Origin of the sequence: Phyllobacterium zundukense, from assembly GCF_025452195.1 — a bacterium.
Classification (GTDB): domain Bacteria; phylum Pseudomonadota; class Alphaproteobacteria; order Rhizobiales; family Rhizobiaceae; genus Phyllobacterium; species Phyllobacterium zundukense_A.
Map to the genome: position 1 here is coordinate 3,316,266 of NZ_CP104973.1, position 19,249 is coordinate 3,335,514.

The following is a 19,249-nucleotide window of genomic DNA, read 5'->3' on the forward strand; positions in this document are numbered from 1 at the left end:
CTTTTGCAATCTGACAAGGGCAGGAAAGCTCAAATCTGTAATGAATGTTGTCGTCGTCGAATCGCCTGCCAAGGCCAAAACAATCAACAAATATCTCGGTTCGGGTTATACGGTCCTGGCCTCGTTCGGCCATGTGCGCGATCTGCCGGCCAAGGATGGATCGGTGCGCCCTGACGATGATTTCTCGATGTCGTGGGAAGTCGACTCGGCCTCGGCCAAACGACTAAGCGACATTGTCAAAGCTTTGAAAGAGAGCGACGGCCTCATCCTCGCAACCGATCCGGACCGCGAAGGCGAGGCTATCTCCTGGCATGTTCTCGAAGTACTGCAGCAGAAAAAGGCCATAGGAAAGAAGAGCGTCCAACGCGTTGTGTTCAATGCCATCACCAAGGGTGCAGTACTCGATGCGATGGCCAATCCGCGCGACATCGATATGCCGCTCGTCGACGCCTATCTCGCACGCCGGGCTTTGGACTATCTTTTCGGCTTCACCCTCTCCCCCGTGCTTTGGCGGAAACTCCCTGGCGCACGCTCTGCTGGCCGTGTCCAGTCGGTCGCCTTGCGGCTCGTCGCCGATCGCGAAGCGGAAATCGAACGCTTTATCCGGGAAGAATACTGGAATATCGCGGCGCTCCTGAAAACCCCGCGCAATGACGGATTCGAGGCACGGCTGGTATCAGTCGATGGCAAGAAACTCGGCAAGCTCGATATCAAGAATAGTGAACAGGCCGGCGAAATTCGCGGCATGCTGGAGGGTGCGTCCTTCAAGGCGGCATCGGTCGAAGCGAAGCCGATCAAGCGGAGCCCTGGCCCGCCCTTCACCACATCGAGTTTGCAGCAGGCGGCGTCTGGTCAGCTCGGATTTTCCGCATCACGCACCATGCAGATCGCGCAGAAGCTGTATGAAGGCATGGATCTCGGTACCGAAACCGCTGGCTTGATCACTTATATGCGTACTGATGGCGTGCAGATGGCGCCCGAAGCCGTTCAGGCGGCGCGCCAGACGATCGGCAAGGTTTTTGGCGACAAGTACGTTCCGGAAAAGCCTCGCTTTTACGCCACAAAGGCAAAGAACGCCCAGGAAGCGCACGAAGCGATACGCCCGACCGATTTCAATCGACATCCCAAGGATATGCGGCAGTTTCTTGATGCGGATCAGGCGAAGCTATACGAGCTGATCTGGAAGCGCGCTATGGCCAGCCAGATGCAGTCTGCGGACATCGAACGAACGACCGTTGAAATCGATGCGCAGAACGGGTCGCGTTTTGCGCAACTCCGCGCCACGGGCTCGGTCATCAGGTTTGATGGCTTTCTCGGTGCTTATACGGATCATCGCGAGGAAGAAGACGTCGATGAAGACGGTGGACGTCTTCCAGAGATCCGCGCGGGAGAGCCCCTTGCCCGCGAAAAAATCAACGCGACACAGCATTCGACTGAGCCGCCGCCGCGTTATTCGGAAGCGACGCTCATCAAGAAGATGGAAGAACTCGGCATCGGTCGTCCTTCCACCTATGCATCGACGCTCGCCACCCTTCGCGATCGCGAATATATAACCATCGACAAGCGCAAGCTCATCCCAGAAGCCAAGGGCCGGCTGGTCATTGCCTTCCTGGAAAGTTTCTTCAAGCGCTATGTCGAATATGATTTCACCGCTGCTCTTGAAGAGAAGCTCGACGAAATTTCCGATGGAAAGCTGAAGTGGAAGGATGTTCTGCGCGCTTTCTGGACTGATTTCTTCGGGTCTGTCGATGGAATCAAGGAACTGCGCGTTACCAATGTGCTGGATGCGTTGAATGACCAGCTTGGACCGCTGGTGTTTCCGCCGCGTGAAGATGGCAGCGATCCGCGTATCTGTCAGGTCTGCGGCACGGGCAATCTGTCGCTGAAGCTCGGCAAGTACGGCGCATTTGTCGGCTGTTCGAACTATCCTGAATGCAAATTCACGCGTCAGCTTGGCGGCAGCGAAGCGGCAAACGAGAACGGCAATGGTGGCGACGAGCCAAAACTGCTCGGCAAAGACCCCTATACGGACGAGGATATTACCGCACGCAATGGCAGGTTTGGGCCCTATGTGCAGCGAGGCGATGGCAAGGAAGCCAAGCGTGCCAGCCTGCCGAAGGGCTGGACGCTTGATGCACTGGACCATGAAAAAGCGCTGGCGCTGCTCTCCCTGCCTCGCGATGTGGGCCAACATCCCGAAACGGCGAAGATGATCTCGGCCGGAATCGGACGCTACGGCCCTTACATCACGCATGAAGGAACCTATGCCAATCTGGAGAATGCAGAAGAGGTGTTCTCCATCGGCCTCAATCGTGCGGTTACCGTGCTTGCGGACAAGCAGGCAAAGGGTCCGGGGCGCGGTCGGGGCACGCCTGCAGCGCTCAAGGATCTTGGCGAGCATCCCGATGGCGGGGTGATAACCGTTCGCGACGGAAAATACGGCCCCTATGTGAACTGGGGCAAGGTCAATGCCACGCTGCCGAAGGGCAAGGACCCGGCGGGCGTGACCGTCGAGGAAGCACTTGCTATGATCGCTGAAAAGGCGGGCTCCAAAGGTACGAAGAAGGCGTCCCCTAAAAAAGCGCCCGCAGCCAAAAAACCAGCCGCGAAAAAACCGGCTGCGAAAAAGACTGCAACGAAAAAAACAAGTTAGGAAAAAATCGATTGGCACGCCGTATCTCTCCACCCAGCGGAAAAAAGCGGCCTGCCAATTCTGCGGCTTCGGGACGCGAACCGCATATGCCAAGTCGCGATGAGATTCTGCAATTCATTCAGGAAAATCCTGACCTTGCCGGCAAACGTGACATCGCCAAAGCATTCAATCTGAAGGGCGATGCACGCATCGCCCTGAAGGATATTCTACGCGATCTCGCGGATGGCGGGCTCGTCGAAAAGCGCGCCAAGCGGCTCGCCCTGCCCGGTAGCCTCCCGAGCGTGGCGGTTCTCGACATAACCGGACGCGATAGCGATGGCGGGTTGATCGCCAAGCCTGCTGAATGGGACGCCAACCACCAGGAACGGCCACCGGTCGTTTTCATTCGCGCCTCGCGCAATCAGAAAGGTCCGACTCCCGGCGTCGGCGACCGTGTTCTGGCGCGTATTTTTGTCAGTGCTGACCCTACCGGACCTGCCTATACGGGACGTGTCATCAAGAAGATCGAGCATCGCAAGGATGCGGTTTTGGGCGTGTTGCGCAAACTCGACAATGGCGAGTGGCGCCTCGAACCTGTTGAACGGCGACAAGTCGAACTCGCGATCGATCCTGCCCAGCTGAACAATGCCAAGGCAAACGACCTCGTCGAAGTCGAGGTTTCAAAAATCAGCCGATATGGACTTGCACTTGGCCGGATCACGCAGGTTGTCGGTTCCGTTGCGAGTGAAAAAGCCCTGTCGATGATCGCCATCCATGAGCATGAGATCCCGCATGTCTTTCCGGATAGCGTCACTGCGGAAGCCGAAAAGGCCAGACCCGCAACCATGGCGCATCGCGAGGACTGGCGTCATGTTCCGTTGGTGACCATCGATCCAGCCGATGCAAAAGATCACGACGATGCGGTTTATGCCGAGCCTGATCCGGACGAGAAAAATCCGGGCGGCTTCATCGCGACCGTCGCCATCGCTGATGTCGCAGCCTATGTAACCCCACGTTCGCAGCTGGACCGCGAGGCTTTAAAGCGCGGCAATTCGGTCTATTTCCCCGACCGCGTCGTGCCGATGCTGCCTGAGCGCATTTCCAATGATCTTTGTTCGCTGAAAGAACTGGTCGACCGCCCTGCTCTTGCCGTCCGCATGATCTTTGATGCCGAGGGCCGCAAGCACTCCCATGCCTTTCACCGCATCATGATGCGGTCGCACGCCCGGCTTTCCTACCCGCAGGCGCAGGCGGCGGTCGATGGCGCTACGGACGAGAAGACAGCGCCGATACTTGATACGATCCTGAAGCCGCTCTGGGCGGCCTATGCCGTGCTGAAACGCGGCCGAGACGCGCGAGAGCCACTGGAACTAGACCTCCCCGAAAAGAAAATCCTGCTTACACCCGAAGGCAAAGTCGACAAGGTCGTGATCCCGCCGCGGCTCGATGCGCACAAGCTCATCGAAGAGTTCATGATCCAGGCCAATGTTGCTGCCGCCGAAACGCTGGAGCGCAAGAAACAGCCACTGATCTTCCGCATCCACGACGCGCCTTCGCTGGCCAAGCAGGAAACCCTGCGCGAGTTCCTGCGGACCATGGATATATCGCTGGCCCGGGGCGCAGAATTGCGTCCGAACCAGTTCAACCATATCCTGAAGCGCGTCGAGGGCAGCGACAGCCAAGATCTCGTCAATCAGGTCGTGCTGCGTTCGCAATCGCAGGCGGAATACAACCCCGCGAACATTGGGCATTTCGGCCTCAACCTTCATCGCTACGCGCACTTCACGTCGCCCATCCGCCGCTATGCCGACCTTATCGTGCACCGCGCGCTGATTTCGGCATTGGGCCTCGGACCTGATGGCCTGACGCCAGACGAAGAAGCGGCATTGCCTGAAATCGCCGCCCTGATCTCGACGTCCGAGCGTCGCGCCATGGCCGCCGAGCGCGACACTGTCGACCGGCTGATCGCGCACTTTCTGGCGGACAAGGTGGGCAGCAGTTTCGACGGCCGCGTCCAGGGCGTTACCAGGGCCGGCCTGTTCGTTTCCCTTGCGACATATGGCGCGGACGGGTTTATCCCCATTTCAACTTTGGGCGATGATTACTATCTTTACGACGAAACCAACCACGCTCTGTCCGGCGAACGCAGTGGCAAGGGATTCCGCCTCGGCGACGTTGTCGAGGTTCGTTTGGTCGAAGCCTTGCCAGTTGCCGGCGCGTTGCGGTTCGAGATGCTTTCGGAACCGCATCCGGTGCCGAGCGGCGTTCGCTCGCACCATAAGGCAAAGCGTTTTATACGCGGAAACCAGAAGCGTCCGTCTACCGTATCGCGGGGCGGACGAAGAGGCAGGTAATGGCAGAACAAATTTTCGGTGCTGATACGACGCCCGCGAGAGAGCACCGGCCGGTGTGGCAGGCGATGTGGCGTGGATTGCGCTGTCGCTGCCCGCATTGTGGCGAAGGCAAGCTATTTCGCGCTTTCGTCAAGCCGGTCGATAATTGCGCCGTATGCGGCGAGGACTACACCCATCAGCGGGCCGACGATTTTCCGGCCTATATCACCATCACGATCGTCGGCCACATCGTCCTTGGCGGATTTCTGGCCGTTGAAACCCTGTTCATATTGTCCAATTGGGTGCATCTGGCCATCTGGGTTCCCTTGACGATCCTTCTGTCGATAGGTTTGCTGCAGCCGGTCAAAGGCGCCATCATTGGCTTGCAATGGGCAAATTATATGCATGGTTTTGGCGGCGAGACTGACGATCAGGAGCCACGGGAACAGTGAATGATCAAGCCACTGCCATCCCGATCCAACCAGACAAGCCGATAGTTCCTATCCGGCCACGCGATGCTGCTTCCTTGTTGCTCATCGACCGCTCCGGCAAGGATCTGCGCATCCTCATGGGCAAGCGGCATATGCGTCACGTGTTCATGCCGGGAAAATTCGTCTTCCCTGGCGGGCGGACGGAACCCGCGGACGGCCGCATATCCGCCATTGCTGAACTCTCCGATGTTGATCAAGCAAAACTGTTGACCGGCATGGGCAGCCGCTCAAGCGTTCAACGCTGCCGGGCAATTGCGCTCTCTGCGATTCGCGAAACCTATGAAGAGGCGGGGCTCCTTCTCGGACGCCGGCATCCGGATGCCGTTTCGATATCACACCCGGACTGGGCCGCCTTTGTCGAACGCAGGATTCTCCCCGATCTCTCTGTCTTGCGGTATTTTGCGAGAGCAACCACGCCGCCCGGTCGCTCCCGCCGTTTCGATACACGGTTCTTCCTTGCTTTTCGCGATGCCGTCGCCGATACCCTTCCCGAAACAACCGGGCCATCGCAGGAACTCGAAGAACTGTGCTGGCTGCCCTTCCGCGAGGCAAATCAGCTCGATATTCCAGAGATCACCCGGACGATCATAAAGGAAGCCGAGGCGATTCTTGCCGCAAATCCTGCCCTGGCCCCGGGCAGCGCTGTCATTCGTTACCGTATGAAATATGGACGATCTCGTCCGAGAGGTTTTTTGATTTATGGATGCTTCGCCGACCACCGGCCAGACAACCGTCCGGTCTTCCTGGCGCGCGCTTGTCGCGGCCATCGCCACCATCAGTTCCGTTGGTGTCGCCATCGGGCTTGGCATTCCACTCCTGAGCGTCATTCTGGAGAGCCGCGGCCATTCGGCCACCATGATAGGCTTGAACGCCGCGGTCGCAGGTATCGCGTCAATTGTGGCCGCCCCCTTCGCTGCTCCCATCGCAGCCCGGTTCGGTGTGGTGCCTACCCTGCTCGGAATGTTGCTGATTGGCGGCTTCTCATTCGTGGGGTTTCACTTCTTTACCGAGTTCTGGATGTGGGTCGTACTACGTGTTTTCCTGCATTTCGCGCTGACAATGCTGTTCATCCTTTCCGAATACTGGATCAATGCCGCCGCTCCTCCCGAAAAACGCGGGCTGGTGCTTGGCATTTATGCCACCGTTCTTTCAGTGGGCTTCGCGCTTGGACCATGGCTGTTCTCGCGTATCGGCAGCGTCGGCATCATGCCGTTTGCGGTCGGCTTCGGCATCATCATCTTCGCCATGTTACCGGTGCTTTTCGCGTGGAAGGAAAGCCCGGATTTCCATGAAGAGGAGCATGTTCCTTTCGCACCGTTCATTTGGGCTGTGCCGACGGCGACGGCAGCGGTCTTTGTCTTTGGCGCGGTTGAAACCGGGGGCTTTGCATTGTTTCCCGTCTTCGGCTCCCGGGTCGGCTATAGCGAAGCCAATGCAGCTCTCCTGCTCACAACCATCGGGCTCGGCAACGTGCTACTGCAGATTCCAATTGGGCTCCTCAGCGATCACGTCAATGATCGTCGCAAGATCCTGCTTGTCTGCGCGTTGATCGGCTTGGCGGGCATGTGCGTCCTGCCATTCATCTATTCCAACTGGTATCTCGTCGCGGGATTGCTGTTCGTCTGGGGTGGCGTTGTGGCCGGCCTTTACACCGTTGGCCTGGCCCATCTCGGCTCGCAACTCACGGGCCGCGAGCTAGCCTCCGCCAACGCGGCCTTCGTCTTCTGCTACGCAGTCGGTATGCTCGTTGGTCCGCAAGCCGTCGGTATCGGCATGGATCTGATGGGCCCCGCGGGCTTTGCAGTCGCCCTTGCGATATTTTTCGCTGCTTACGCGCTTTTGGTGGGCTCACGTCTAATTAGCCGCAGAGGCTAATCAACTACAACTACAGCGCGCTTGGATTTATTCAAGACAGTGCTATATTGCCCCTGGAGTGAGAGGCGAGCTGTCGCCCGCCTCTCTCTTCCTTATCTTTGAAAGTGAACCCGGATCGCTATTGTCCAGCACGTCCGGGTTCTTTTCATAGTAAGGCTGATGCTAAACGGCAAATACCGCATAGATTCAACTCCAAGGTTGAAGGCAAGGCTCTTGCCGCAGTCGGGGGAGCCCGTCTCCCCCGATACACCGGCTGGCTGGGTGTTGCTGCTTTTGCCTTCAAATCTCGAAGTTTGACTCATCGCGTGCTTTGAGGTGCTCGGCAACGAACGCAGGGTTGAATCGAGATCTCGGAAAATGCGGTACAAGGTTGTCCTTCATTTGAGGACACGCCGATTGATCGATTATATTGGCGCGGTGACCGACGCAGGCTTGACTTTTCCCCCCGTTCGGTTAAGTGTCCGGCCGAATTTCCGCTTATGGCCACGTTGCTGGACTTGAATAGCGGTCCTCAATAATCAGAACAGGTAAACTGAAAATGGCCAAGGCTGCGAATATCAAGATCAAGCTTCTGTCGACCGCTGACACCGGTTTCTTCTACGTTACGAGCAAGAACAGCCGTACCAAGACGGAGAAGATGTCTTTCCGCAAGTACGACCCGGTCGCACGCAAGCACGTTGAATTCAAGGAAACCAAGATCAAGTAATCTTGTTTTTCCGGAAACAAGAATGCCGCCTTCAGGGCGGCATTTTTGTTTGTACATTTTTATCGAGCAAACACGATAAGCCGTTGATTTTTATCCGTCAGGCCGCGGCCGAGACTACGCGATTGCGTCCGGCCGCCTTTGCGCCGTAAAGAGCGTCGTCGGCCCGCTTCAACAGATTTTGCACGCTGTCATCCTTGGGCAGCACACTGGCAATACCGATGCTGATTGTTACGGGAGCGCCGGTCCCGCTTTGATTGACAACAAATGGTGTCGCTGCAACCTCGCGCCGGATGCGCTCAGCCACAACGGCAGCGAGCGCCGAATCGGTATCCGGCATCACTATGAAAAACTCCTCACCGCCATAGCGGCTCGCAAGATCGCTGCCGCGTACATTCCGCCGCAAGCGCCTTGCAAATTCCCGCAACACTTCGTCCCCGCCGTCGTGACCGTGCGTATCGTTGATAAGCTTGAACCGGTCGATATCGGTCATGAGAATGGACAACGGCCGCCGGCGTTCGACAGCGCGCTTGAACAGGGTTGCAAGATGCGTCTCCAGGTAGAGACGGTTGTGCAAACCGGTCAGGCTATCCGTGACCGCCATTTCATAGGTCTTGACGACACTGGCCCGCAATCCATCATGATAGGCTTTCCGTCGAAGCTGTGTGCGCAACCGCGCCAGCAATTCATTCGGATTCAGCGGTCGCACCAGATAGTCATTCACACCCAATTCCAAGGCGCGCCGGATCAATGGTTCTTCACCCCGATCTGCCACGAGGATAATGGGCAGCGACCGCGTGTTGTCGAGTGACCGCAATTGCGCACAAATGCGCAGCGGGTCAAAATTCGCGAAGCTTGATGAAATGACCAGGCAATCATGGTTGCCTTGGATAGCGTCGAAGAATCCCGCTTGCGGATCCGTTTGAACATCGACGACCCCTTCGTCGGCCAATATGCGCTGAATCCGCTCGACGCTTTCGGGTCGTTCATCGATCAGCAGAACACGGGCGTTCTTGGCGCTGCCCTCGCTGCCACTCGGGAACCGCAAGATCGACTCCAACCCGACATCGCGGGTAGTAGCAACCCGTAACCGCAGCTCATCGGTCAGGTTTTTCAATCGCACCAAGCTCTTCACGCGTGCAAGAAGTTGCAAGTCGTTTACGGGTTTGGTCAGGAAATCGTCAGCACCTAAGTTCAGTCCGGTAATGCGGTCTGTGTCCTGATCCAGAGCCGTGACCAGGACCACAGGGATATGTGCGGTTGAAGGCTGCGACTTCAGTCGGCGGCAAACTTCGAACCCGTCCAATCCTGGCATCATGATATCAAGCAGAATGACGTCAACATTGCTGTTCTCGCATATTTCCAAGGCCTCGTAGCCGTCCGATGCCGTGACGACTTCATAATACTCCGCGCTCAATCGCGCTTCGAGCAGCTTCACATTGGCGGGAACATCGTCAACGACTAGAATGCGGGCCGTCATATTTCACTCCCCTGACGATCAAGCGTCGCCAAGATAAGATTTGATGGTTTCGATGAACTTCGGCACCGAGATGGGTTTTGAAATATAGGCCTCGCAACCGCCCTGCCGGATACGTTCTTCGTCGCCTTTCATGGCGAAAGCGGTAACGGCGATGATCGGGATTACATGCAGATCGTCGTCCGCCTTCAGCCACTTCGTGACTTCCAAACCCGACACCTCGGGCAGCTGAATGTCCATGAGGATCAGATCAGGCCGATGTTCGCGAGCCAGATCAAGTGCTTCCAGCCCATTGCGGGTCCGGATGGTTTCATAGCCGCTGGCTTCAATAAGATCGCGGAAGAGCTTCATGTTAAGCTCATTATCCTCGACGATCATCACTTTCTTTACCATCGGCAATTTCCTGTTGATCATGCTTGAAAGACGCATGCCACCTGTCAAGTTTTATGGGACAAAGATCGGATCGCAGCCCCAACTGTATGGATGCATTTGATAGCCTGTGATGATTGATGAAAAGGAAACTCTTCAGCCCAATCCCGAAATGCTGCTGATCATGTTTAACCAAGGATTTATTGAACATCTTCTTTTGATCATATTCAACCGGCTATAGCGAAATTTGGAAACAACGAAACAGCGGATGGGACTGTGAACAGTACTATTCTGGGCGGGAGGCGGTGTAATGAAGGATCAAGTCAATGTCGGCGACGCGGAAACCTTGGCAATCAATGCTTTGATGTTTCTGGCTGACGACAGCGAGTTGCTTGCCCGGTTCCTTGCATTGACGGGAATTACCGCCGAACAGATTCGGAGGGCTGCCGGCGAGCCGGGATTTCTGGCGGGCGTTCTCCAGTTCTACCTTGGGCACGAACCGACGTTGCTGCGCTATTGCGAGGCAACAGGAACAAATCCTGCCCGATTCCAGGAAGCGCTTCGGCTCCTTCCTGGTGGCCGGCAAGACATCGATTGAACGGTTGATAGGTCTTGGCTGATCGTTGCAAGGTAACGGCACCTTCGCTAAGGTCTGCTCGTTCCTTTTATGTTCCGGACCCCGATGGCAACCCTCAACGATCCGAGATTTGGTTTTTGCCGTGACTGTCTGGCAGCTCAGGCAACCGACGGAAAACGCTGCCATGTGTGCGGCAGCCCGCGTCTCTTGCGCCATCCGGAACTGTATCGCCTCAGCATCGCTCATGTGGATTGCGATGCGTTCTATGCTTCAGTGGAAAAGCGCGACAATCCGGAATTGCGAAACAAGCCGGTCATTATTGGCGGGGGGAAACGTGGCGTCGTTTCAACGGCTTGCTATGTCGCCCGCATCCATGGGGTGAAGTCGGCGATGCCGATGTTTAAAGCTCTGGCGGCTTGTCCGCACGCTGTTGTGATCAGTCCTGATATGGAAAAATATGCCCGCGTTGGTCGCGAAATCCGGCAGATGATGCGCGATTTGACTCCTTTGGTCGAGCCGCTGTCGATCGATGAAGCTTTTCTGGATCTGTCAGGGACAGAGCGCCTTCATCACGATCCACCGGCCCGGGTGATGGCGCATTTTTCAAATCGAGTAGAACGAGAAATGGGGCTTTCGGTTTCGGTCGGCATTTCCTATTGCAAGTTTCTCGCAAAGATTGCCTCGGACTTCGAAAAGCCGCGCGGCTTTGCTGTCATCGGAGCGAAAGAGGCCTCCACTTTCCTGGCCGATAAACCGGTGACCATGATATGGGGCGTTGGCAAGGCGTTCAATGCAACGCTGGAGCGCGATGGCATTCGCACCATAGGCCAACTTCAGACGATGGAACTTGGTCCCTTGATGGCTGCCTATGGTACGATGGGGCAGCGCCTCTACCGTCTATCGCGGGGACTTGATACGCGGCGTGTGGAACCTGACAGCGAGAGCAAAAGTGTATCCGCTGAAACGACCTTCAATGCAGATATCGCATCGCTTGAAGAGCTCACGCCGATATTGCGATCTTTGTCGGAAAAGGTTTCGAGGCGCCTCAAAGCGGCGGACATCGCGGGACGGACCGTCGTTCTCAAATTGAAGTCTCGGGATTTCAAACTTAGAACCCGGAACCGGCAGTTGTCTGATCCGACACAACTGGCCGACCGGATTTTTCGCACCGGTTTTTCGCTGCTTGAAAAAGAAATCGACGGCACACGATTTCGTCTGCTCGGGATAGGCGTCAGCGACCTTGGCAACGATGATCGCGCTGACCCTCTCGACCTGGTCGATATTCAAGCGACTAAACGTGCGGTTGCCGAAACGGCGATAGACAAGCTCCGCGGGAAATTCGGCAACAATGCTGTCGAGACCGGATACACGTTCGGCAGGATCAAATCTCGAGTCGAAGCTCTGCCGGATGATACGGATTCAAACGAAAACCGGTGAATATGGGACAAAGACTCTCCCAATCTGGAACAAGAATAGCCGAATCTGGAACGAAATTTTCCACCCGGAATTGCAATTCAGTTGTTGCTGGTTGAGGTTTGCCTCTCAGGCCATCTCGACTTCCACAATTCCCGGTATGGCTTTCATCGCACTTGCGACCTGCGGACCGACACGATAGCGGTTCGGCAGTTCGATCTCCACTTCGGTTGCGCCATTTTCCTTGATCAGGATCAGGCTCACTACCTGGCCGTCGTTTTGCGGTATCAGATAGGGAGTAACGGCGCTCAATGGTTCGCTGGAACGCATATAAAGGCGCAAGGCCTTCTGCATGCGGGTCGCCTCGTCTTCGAGCGATTGAGCCGTCTGGATGCGCAGACTAATGCCCTCCGGCCGATCTTCGGCGCCAACAGTGACCACCACGGAACGACCTGGTTCTAGCAGATCGCGGTACTGCGCAAGAGCTTCGGAAAAGAGCACCGCCTCGAATTGTCCTGAAGAATCAGAGAATTGGATGATTCCCATTTTGTTGCCGGTCTTGGTCTTGCGCTCCTGCTTGGCCGTAATTGTCCCGGCAAGACGCCCTGCATTGGCGCCGCGCTTGACCGCCGCCGAAAACTCCGACCAGGTCTGGACGCGCATCTTTTCCAGCACTGCCCGGTACTCGTCGAGCGGATGCGCCGAGAGATAGAACCCCGCCGCTTCAAATTCCCGCCGCAACTTCTCCGCCGAAAGCCAAGGTGCAGCCGCGGGGAGTTGGATGGTTTGGGCACTTGCGGCCATTCCCCCGAATATATCCGCCTGACCACTAACGCTGTCTTCCTGCGTGCGTTGTGCATGACCGATAATCCGGTCGAGCCCGGCGATCAGGGCGGGCCGTTCACGCCCGAAACAGTCGAAAGCTCCAGCATTTATAAGGCTTTCGAAGACGCGGCGGTTGACGACACGCGGGTCGATCCGCTCGCAGAAATCCTCGAGGCTGGCATAGGTCGTCGCACCGCGTTTCTCGACAATATGATCGACAGCCGCTTCGCCAACACCCTTGATAGCCGCCAGCGAATAGAAGATTCGGTTTTCGCCAACCTCGAACAAACGGTAAGACGTATTGACCGATGGCGTGACGACTTCGATGCCGAGCCGCACAGCTTCCCGGCGGAAATCGTTGAGCTTGTCCGTGTTTGACATGTCGTATGTCATTGATGCGGCAAGGAATTCTACTGGATAGTGGGCCTTCATGTAGGCCGTCTGGAACGACACGATCGCATAGGCCGCGGCGTGGGATTTGTTGAATCCGTAGTCCGCAAACTTGGCGAGCAGGTCGAAGATGAAGTTGGCTTGCGGCTTGGTCACTCCACGCTCGACGGCTCCATCAACGAATCGGACCCGCTGCATGTCCATCTCGGCGCGGATCTTCTTGCCCATGGCACGCCGAAGAAGATCGGCTTCTCCCAGCGTATAACCCGACATTTCCTGCGCGATCTGCATCACCTGTTCCTGATAGATGATGACGCCTTGTGTTTCCTTGACGAGATGATCGATTTTCGGATGTATCGACGCCATCTCTTCATCGCCGTTCTTGCGCGCATTGTAGGTCGGGATGTTCTCCATCGGGCCCGGCCGATAGAGCGCGACGAGCGCGATGATATCCTCGATCCGGTCCGGCCGCATGCCGATCAGCGCCTTGCGCATACCGGTGCTTTCCACCTGGAACACGCCGACAGTCTCACCGCGGGATAGCATCTCGTAAGTGGGCTTGTCGTCGAAGGGCAGATCCGAAAGATCCACCGTGACGCCGCGCCGCTTGAGGAGATTGACGGCGCTCTGCAGCACCGTCAGCGTTTTCAGACCAAGAAAATCGAATTTGACCAGCCCGGCCTCTTCAACCATTTTCATGTTGAACTGCGTAACCGGCATATCTGAACGCGGATCACGATACATCGGCACAAGTTCCGACAAAGGCCGATCACCGATGACGATACCCGCCGCATGGGTCGAAGCATGGCGATAAAGCCCCTCAAGCTTCAATGATATGTCGAGCAATCTCTCGACGACTGGCTCTTTGTCGCGCTCTTCGCGCAGGCGCGGCTCGTCTTCGATTGCCTTGGACAGCGTCACAGGATTTGCCGGGTTTGCCGGCACCATTTTGGTCAAGCGGTCGACCTGACCATACGGCATTTCCAATACACGTCCGACGTCGCGCAATACGGCGCGAGCCTGGAGCGTACCGAAGGTTATGATCTGAGCTACCTGATCACGGCCATATTTACCCTGAACATAGCGAATAACCTCATCGCGCCGCTCCTGGCAGAAGTCGATATCAAAGTCCGGCATCGAGACGCGATCCGGGTTAAGAAAGCGCTCAAAGAGCAAAGAGAACCGAAGAGGATCGACGTCTGTGATCGTCAGGGCATAGGCGACGAGCGAACCCGCGCCTGATCCACGTCCGGGGCCGACCGGGATATCATGAGCTTTCGCCCATTTGATAAAGTCGCCAACGATAAGAAAGTAACCCGGATATTTCATCCGGGTGATGATAGAAATCTCGTATTCCAGCCGCTCCGAATATTGCTCGGCTGTATGGCCACCGGCTAGCCCCAAGGTCTGGATCCGCTGCGCAAGACCTTCCCGCGCCTGACGCGCCAGTTCATCGGCCTCGGCCTGCAATGCCGCTTCCGGGTCGTCGCTCTCGCCCGTAAAGCGCGGCAAAATCGGCGCACGGTTCTTGGGATAGTAGGAACAGCGTAGTGCGATCTCGACAGTGTTCTCAACCGCCTCAGGCAGATCGGCAAATAACTCCACCATCTCGTCTTCGCTCTTGAGATAGTGATCCGGTGTCAACCTGCGGCGATCGTCAATCGACAGAAGAGAGCCGGAGGCTATCGCCAAAAGTGCGTCGTGCGCTTCATAATCAGCACTTTTGGAAAAAAACACGTCGTTCGTCGCGACGAGCGGCAGTTCCAGTTCGTAGGCAAGTTCGACTTGCGCTGCTTCCAACGCGCGATCGTAACCGCGATGACGCTGGAGTTCGACATAGACTCGATCACCGAACAGCGATTTCAAATAGTTCAGCCGCTGCCGCGCACGATCAATCCGATCGTCCTTGATCGACTTGGCGATCGGGCCTTCGGGACCGCCGGACAACGCGATGATACCGTCCGCACGACCTTTCAGCCATGCCGAAGTGATATGCACGGGATCGCCCGCTGGGGTTTCCAGGTACGCACGGCTGACGAGACGCACGAGATTTGCATAACCTGCCTCGGTGGCCGCAAGGAGGACGAGCGGCGCCAGTCCTAGCGCTTCGCGCCTGTTGGCGCTGCGGCTTTCCTCTGCCTGGTCGTGAAAGGCGATATCAAGCTGACAGCCAATAATGGGTTGCAGACCTGCCTTCGAGCCCTTCTGGGCAAACTCAAGCGCCCCAAAAAGATTGTTCGTATCGGTAATCGCGATCGCCGGCGCCTTGTTGGCAACGGCAAGATCAATGACTTTTGGAACCTGCAGGGCGCCTTCAAGCAAGGAATACGCAGAATGGACTCTAAGGTGCACGAAGCGCAGCGCCTGTTTGCTCGCGGCGCTTAGACTGCTGTTTATCTGACCATCTGCCAATTATTCTGTCTCCGAAAACCTGAACGGAGAAGTTGATTCACCGCGCCGGTATAGTCCGACATGCGCGATGAAGTGTCCACCTGATTTGAGGATTTCGCCTGCTTCAGCAGTGGACAGAAATGGGATCGCAGGATCTCCAATCTCAGCGATCCCTGATCTATCAGATTGCGCTGACCCACATTGCAAACGTCGCTATGAACAGGCTGACTGTAACGAATGACATAACATCCTGGAAAAGTTCGCTCATCGGTAAAACCCTTCTTCGTTGTCTGTATGTATGTCTTTTGTTCTTTTTTTGTTCCAAAGTCAAGCACACCAAATCGCCTATTAGCGCTATGGTTTTCGAAATATTAATGGAAGGTAAAAGCGTCGCGCGATCAGAGGTTGGTGATTTTGCCGTCCTTGAGCGTCACCCGCCTGTCCATGCGGCGTGCCAACTCAAAATTATGTGTGGCTATCATGGCTGACAGTCCCGACTGTCTAACAAGTGCTTCAAGTGCTTCGAACACATAAGAAGATGTCACCGGATCAAGATTGCCTGTCGGTTCGTCAGCGAGGAGCACCAAGGGTGCGTTCGCCACAGCACGGGCAATAGCCACGCGCTGCTGCTCGCCGCCGGAGAGTTCGCTGGGGCGGTGTGAGGCACGCGCGCCAACCTTCATATAATCGAGTAGCTGCTGGGCCCGCTCGGACGCCACAGCCGGCTTCATTCCACGAATCAACTGCGGCATCATAACGTTTTCGAGTGCCGTAAATTCGGGCAGAAGGTGATGGAACTGATAGACGAAGCCGATATCGTTGCGACGGATTGCGGTGCGTTCTTCATCGGAAAGCGAACCACAGGACCTGCCATCGAGAATGACATCGCCGCTGTCTGGCCGCTCCAGCAATCCAGCTGTATGAAGCAACGTCGATTTGCCGGCCCCGGAAGGCGCGACAAGCGCCACCATCTCGCCTTTGCCAAGCGAAAAGCTGGCGTCGTTGAGAATGACCAACTCACGGCCAATCTCATCATAACGGCGGCCGACATTCATCAGCTGCAAAATTGGCCCTGCCACCATGTTATTCGTACCTCAAGGCTTCAACGGGATCGAGCTTGGCTGCGCGCCATGCCGGAAACAGCGTTGCCAGAAATGACAGGACCAATGCCATCAGAATGACCGAGAAGGTCTCGTTGAAATCCATTTTGGCGGGCAAGGTGCTCAAGAAATAGAGTTCAGGATTGAACAGCGTGGTTCCGGAAATCCAGGAAAAGAATTCTCTGATTCGTTCGACGTTGAGACATACAACGACACCAAGAACCACACCTGCAATCGTTCCGGTCACACCGATCGCAGCACCCGTCATAAGAAAGATGCGCAAGATCGAATTTCGCGTCGCCCCCATGGTCCGAAGGATGGCAATGTCATGCCCCTTATCCTTCACCAGCATTATCAGTCCCGAGATGATATTGAGAGCCGCGACGAGAACGATCAGCGTCAGAATCATGAACATGACATTACGCTCAACCTGAAGGGCGGAAAAGAACGTCTGATTGCGCTGACGCCAGTCGGTAAGCATGATCGACCGCTGTGCCGCATCCTCGATCGGCTTCTTCAATGCATCGATATTGTCCGGATTATCGGCGAATATCTCGATCGATTGAACCTTGTTTTCCTGGTTGAAATACAGCTGCGATTCATCGAGCGGCATAAGTACAATCGATGCGTCATACTCGGACATGCCGATCTCGAATATAGCTGTAACCGGATAGGATTTGACACGCGGAGCCATGCCAAGCGGCGTCACATCCCCATCCGGAGATATCAGGGTAAGTTTATCACCGAGACCGAGACCCATATTTTCGGCCATACGCGTCCCGATAGCGACGCCGCCAGCCGTGTTGAATCCCTGAAACGTACCCTGGCGCACGTTTTTGGAAACAAGCTGAAGTTTGGCGATATCTTCCTCGCGCAAGCCGCGCACCAAGGCGCCAGCCCCTGCCCCGACATTACCTTTGGCCAGCACCTGACCCTCGACAACCGGAATGGCAAAGGAGACGCCGGGAACAGCGTCGACGCGCTTGATGACCGCATCGTAATCGTCGAAAGGCCGATCCATCGGCTGCATGATAACATGGCCATTGATGCCGAGGATGCGCGTCAAGAGTTCAGCACGAAAGCCATTCATCACTGCCATAACAATGATCAACGTCGCGACACCGAGCATGATCCCGGTAAAAGAGAACCCGGCAATCACGGAAATGAACGTTTCCTTGCGCCGGGCGCGCAAATAGCGCCAGGCGATCATACGTTCATAGGCTGAGAACGGCTTGGAACCGTTCGGCGCGGTGACTGCCTTTTCGCTCATAAAATTCCTGCCTGAACGCCCGCGAGCTTGTTGAGCGCAGCTTCGACACTCAAAGTCTCGCGCTCGCCGGTTGCACGGTCCTTGATCTCGACTTCGCCGGCCGCAACGCCGCGCGGGCCGACTATGACCTGTGTGGGGAGACCGATCAGATCCATGGTGGCGAATTTGGCACCCGGGCGATCATCTGTATCGTCAAGCAGAGGTTCAAGGCCGGCATTGGTCAACGCATCATACAATTTAGCCGAAACAGCGTCGCAGGCTGCATCGCCAGGTTTCATGTTCACGATGCCTGCACCGAATGGCGCAACGGCTTTCGGCCATATAATGCCGTTCTCGTCATGCGACGCTTCGATGATTGCAGCGACTACACGTGACGGCCCGATACCGTAGGAGCCCATTGAAACCGGATAGTCCTTGCCATCGGGTCCGGTTACTTTGGCGCCCATTGGCTCGGAATACTTTGTTCCAAAGTGGAAAATGTGGCCCACTTCGATACCGCGAGCAGCGAGTTGCTCCGAAGCACCGACCTTTTCCCATGCCGCCTCATCATGCATTTCGTCGGTGGCAGCATAAGGCGTGGTCCAACGCTTAACGATATCAGCAATCTGTGCATCATCATTAAAGTCGGTATCGGGACCGGGCACGGGCAAATCGAGATAGGCGCGATCGCAGAATACCTGGCTCTCTCCTGTATCGGCGAGGATAATGAATTCGTGGCTGAGGTCGCCGCCGATCGGACCCGTATCGGCCCGCATGGGAATGACTTTGATACCCAATCGCGAAAACGTGCGCAGATAGGCAACGAACATACGATTATATGCCGCTTTCGCGCCCTCAAAATCCAGATCAAAGGAATAGGCATCCTTCATCAGGAATTCGCGCGACCGCATGACCCCGAAACGCGGGCGGCGCTCATCGCGAAACTTCCACTGGATATGATAAAGATTGAGCGGCAAGTCTTTGTAAGATCTGACATAGGCGCGGAAAATCTCGGTGATCATTTCCTCATTCGTCGGACCAAAGAGCATGTCGCGATCACCACGATCCTTGATGCGCAACATCTCGTCGCCATACGCGTCATAACGCCCGCTTTCGCGCCAAAGATCAGCAGACTGGATTGTCGGCATGAGGAGTTCGATTGCACCGGAACGATTCTGCTCCTCGCGAACAATAGCGCTCACCTTGTTCAGAACCCGCAGACCTGCCGGCAACCAGGCATAGATACCCGCCGATTCCTGGCGTATCAGACCTGCACGCAACATCAGGCGGTGGGAGACGATTTCCGCCTCCTTGGGGTTTTCTTTCAGGATGGGTAAAAGGTAACGGGAAAGCCGCATGGAGAATCACCAAATTGAACATCGCCTGAGTGCTTTAAGAATCAGGCAAAACCAAGTGCAAAGTGA

Annotated in this window: 13 protein-coding genes; 7 read left to right on the top strand and 6 right to left on the bottom strand. The window is 56.1% G+C overall.

Annotated features, from left to right (window positions below):
- The first annotated feature begins 40 nt into the window (after positions 1-40).
- The 5 genes from topA (at position 41) to rpmG (ending at position 8,037) form a co-directional block, all read left to right on the top strand.
- Positions 41-2,653: a type I DNA topoisomerase gene (gene topA / locus N8E88_RS28640; protein WP_262293498.1), complete on the top strand. Its 2,613-nt coding sequence runs from the start codon at positions 41-43 to the stop codon at positions 2,651-2,653.
- An 11-nt stretch (positions 2,654-2,664) separates the two neighbouring features.
- Complete coding sequence (gene rnr / locus N8E88_RS28645) at positions 2,665-4,986, top strand: ribonuclease R (protein ID WP_410010628.1); 2,322 nt, start codon at positions 2,665-2,667, stop codon at positions 4,984-4,986.
- Positions 4,986-5,417 (top strand): DUF983 domain-containing protein, encoded by a 432-nt coding sequence (locus N8E88_RS28650; RefSeq protein WP_262293499.1) that lies wholly within the window; start codon positions 4,986-4,988, stop codon positions 5,415-5,417. The genes rnr and N8E88_RS28650 overlap by 1 nt, the downstream gene beginning before the upstream one ends.
- Before the next feature lie 738 nt (positions 5,418-6,155).
- Positions 6,156-7,331 carry an MFS transporter gene (locus tag N8E88_RS28655; RefSeq protein WP_262293500.1) on the top strand — a complete coding sequence of 392 codons (1,176 nt, stop codon included), beginning with the start codon at positions 6,156-6,158 and terminating at the stop codon, positions 7,329-7,331.
- Positions 7,332-7,869: 538 nt separating this feature from the next.
- On the top strand, positions 7,870-8,037 hold the full coding sequence (gene rpmG, locus N8E88_RS28660) for a 50S ribosomal protein L33 (RefSeq protein ID WP_008122896.1): 168 nt from the start codon (positions 7,870-7,872) through the stop codon (positions 8,035-8,037).
- Between the two features lie 97 nt (positions 8,038-8,134).
- Here rpmG and N8E88_RS28665 read toward each other — a convergent pair whose 3' ends face one another.
- Both N8E88_RS28665 and N8E88_RS28670 read right to left on the bottom strand, forming a co-directional pair.
- Positions 8,135-9,514, bottom strand: coding sequence for a PleD family two-component system response regulator (locus tag N8E88_RS28665; protein WP_262293501.1), 1,380 nt, complete (start codon positions 9,512-9,514; stop codon positions 8,135-8,137).
- 18 nt (positions 9,515-9,532) lie between these two features.
- On the bottom strand, positions 9,533-9,904 hold the full coding sequence (locus N8E88_RS28670) for a response regulator (protein WP_008122893.1): 372 nt from the start codon (positions 9,902-9,904) through the stop codon (positions 9,533-9,535).
- A 286-nt stretch (positions 9,905-10,190) separates the two neighbouring features.
- Here N8E88_RS28670 and N8E88_RS28675 point away from each other — a divergent pair, with 286 nt between their 5' ends.
- Both N8E88_RS28675 and N8E88_RS28680 read left to right on the top strand, forming a co-directional pair.
- Positions 10,191-10,478, top strand: a complete 288-nt coding sequence (locus N8E88_RS28675) for a DUF3572 domain-containing protein (protein ID WP_262293502.1) — start codon at positions 10,191-10,193, stop codon at positions 10,476-10,478.
- Positions 10,479-10,562: 84 nt separating this feature from the next.
- Positions 10,563-11,894, top strand: a complete 1,332-nt coding sequence (locus N8E88_RS28680; protein WP_410010629.1) for a DNA polymerase IV — start codon at positions 10,563-10,565, stop codon at positions 11,892-11,894.
- 105 nt (positions 11,895-11,999) lie between these two features.
- Here N8E88_RS28680 and dnaE read toward each other — a convergent pair whose 3' ends face one another.
- The 4 genes from dnaE to proS all read right to left on the bottom strand — a co-directional run bounded on the left by dnaE (position 12,000) and on the right by proS (position 19,183).
- On the bottom strand, positions 12,000-15,482 hold the full coding sequence (gene dnaE / locus N8E88_RS28685; protein ID WP_262295675.1) for a DNA polymerase III subunit alpha: 3,483 nt from the start codon (positions 15,480-15,482) through the stop codon (positions 12,000-12,002).
- 392 nt (positions 15,483-15,874) lie between these two features.
- On the bottom strand, positions 15,875-16,558 hold the full coding sequence (locus N8E88_RS28690) for an ABC transporter ATP-binding protein (protein ID WP_114429312.1): 684 nt from the start codon (positions 16,556-16,558) through the stop codon (positions 15,875-15,877).
- A gap of 1 nt (position 16,559) precedes the next feature.
- Positions 16,560-17,846 (bottom strand): lipoprotein-releasing ABC transporter permease subunit, encoded by a 1,287-nt coding sequence (locus tag N8E88_RS28695; RefSeq protein ID WP_112530907.1) that lies wholly within the window; start codon positions 17,844-17,846, stop codon positions 16,560-16,562.
- Positions 17,843-19,183, bottom strand: a complete 1,341-nt coding sequence (proS, locus tag N8E88_RS28700) for a proline--tRNA ligase (RefSeq protein ID WP_262293504.1) — start codon at positions 19,181-19,183, stop codon at positions 17,843-17,845. The genes N8E88_RS28695 and proS overlap by 4 nt, the downstream gene beginning before the upstream one ends.
- Positions 19,184-19,249 lie beyond the last annotated feature (66 nt).

What these genes read in the sequence shown, in the direction of transcription:
- topA (WP_262293498.1), top strand. Translation starts at nt 41, where the DNA reads ATGAATGTTGTCGTCGTCGAATCGCCTGCCAAGGCCAAAACAATCAAC.
- N8E88_RS28650 (WP_262293499.1), top strand. Translation starts at nt 4,986, where the DNA reads ATGGCAGAACAAATTTTCGGTGCTGATACGACGCCCGCGAGAGAGCAC.
- N8E88_RS28655 (WP_262293500.1), top strand. Translation starts at nt 6,156, where the DNA reads ATGGATGCTTCGCCGACCACCGGCCAGACAACCGTCCGGTCTTCCTGG.
- rpmG (WP_008122896.1), top strand. Translation starts at nt 7,870, where the DNA reads ATGGCCAAGGCTGCGAATATCAAGATCAAGCTTCTGTCGACCGCTGAC.
- N8E88_RS28665 (WP_262293501.1), bottom strand. Translation starts at nt 9,514, where the DNA reads ATGACGGCCCGCATTCTAGTCGTTGACGATGTTCCCGCCAATGTGAAG.
- N8E88_RS28670 (WP_008122893.1), bottom strand. Translation starts at nt 9,904, where the DNA reads ATGGTAAAGAAAGTGATGATCGTCGAGGATAATGAGCTTAACATGAAG.
- N8E88_RS28675 (WP_262293502.1), top strand. Translation starts at nt 10,191, where the DNA reads ATGAAGGATCAAGTCAATGTCGGCGACGCGGAAACCTTGGCAATCAAT.
- N8E88_RS28680 (WP_410010629.1), top strand. Translation starts at nt 10,563, where the DNA reads ATGGCAACCCTCAACGATCCGAGATTTGGTTTTTGCCGTGACTGTCTG.
- N8E88_RS28690 (WP_114429312.1), bottom strand. Translation starts at nt 16,558, where the DNA reads ATGGTGGCAGGGCCAATTTTGCAGCTGATGAATGTCGGCCGCCGTTAT.
- N8E88_RS28695 (WP_112530907.1), bottom strand. Translation starts at nt 17,846, where the DNA reads ATGAGCGAAAAGGCAGTCACCGCGCCGAACGGTTCCAAGCCGTTCTCA.
- proS (WP_262293504.1), bottom strand. Translation starts at nt 19,183, where the DNA reads ATGCGGCTTTCCCGTTACCTTTTACCCATCCTGAAAGAAAACCCCAAG.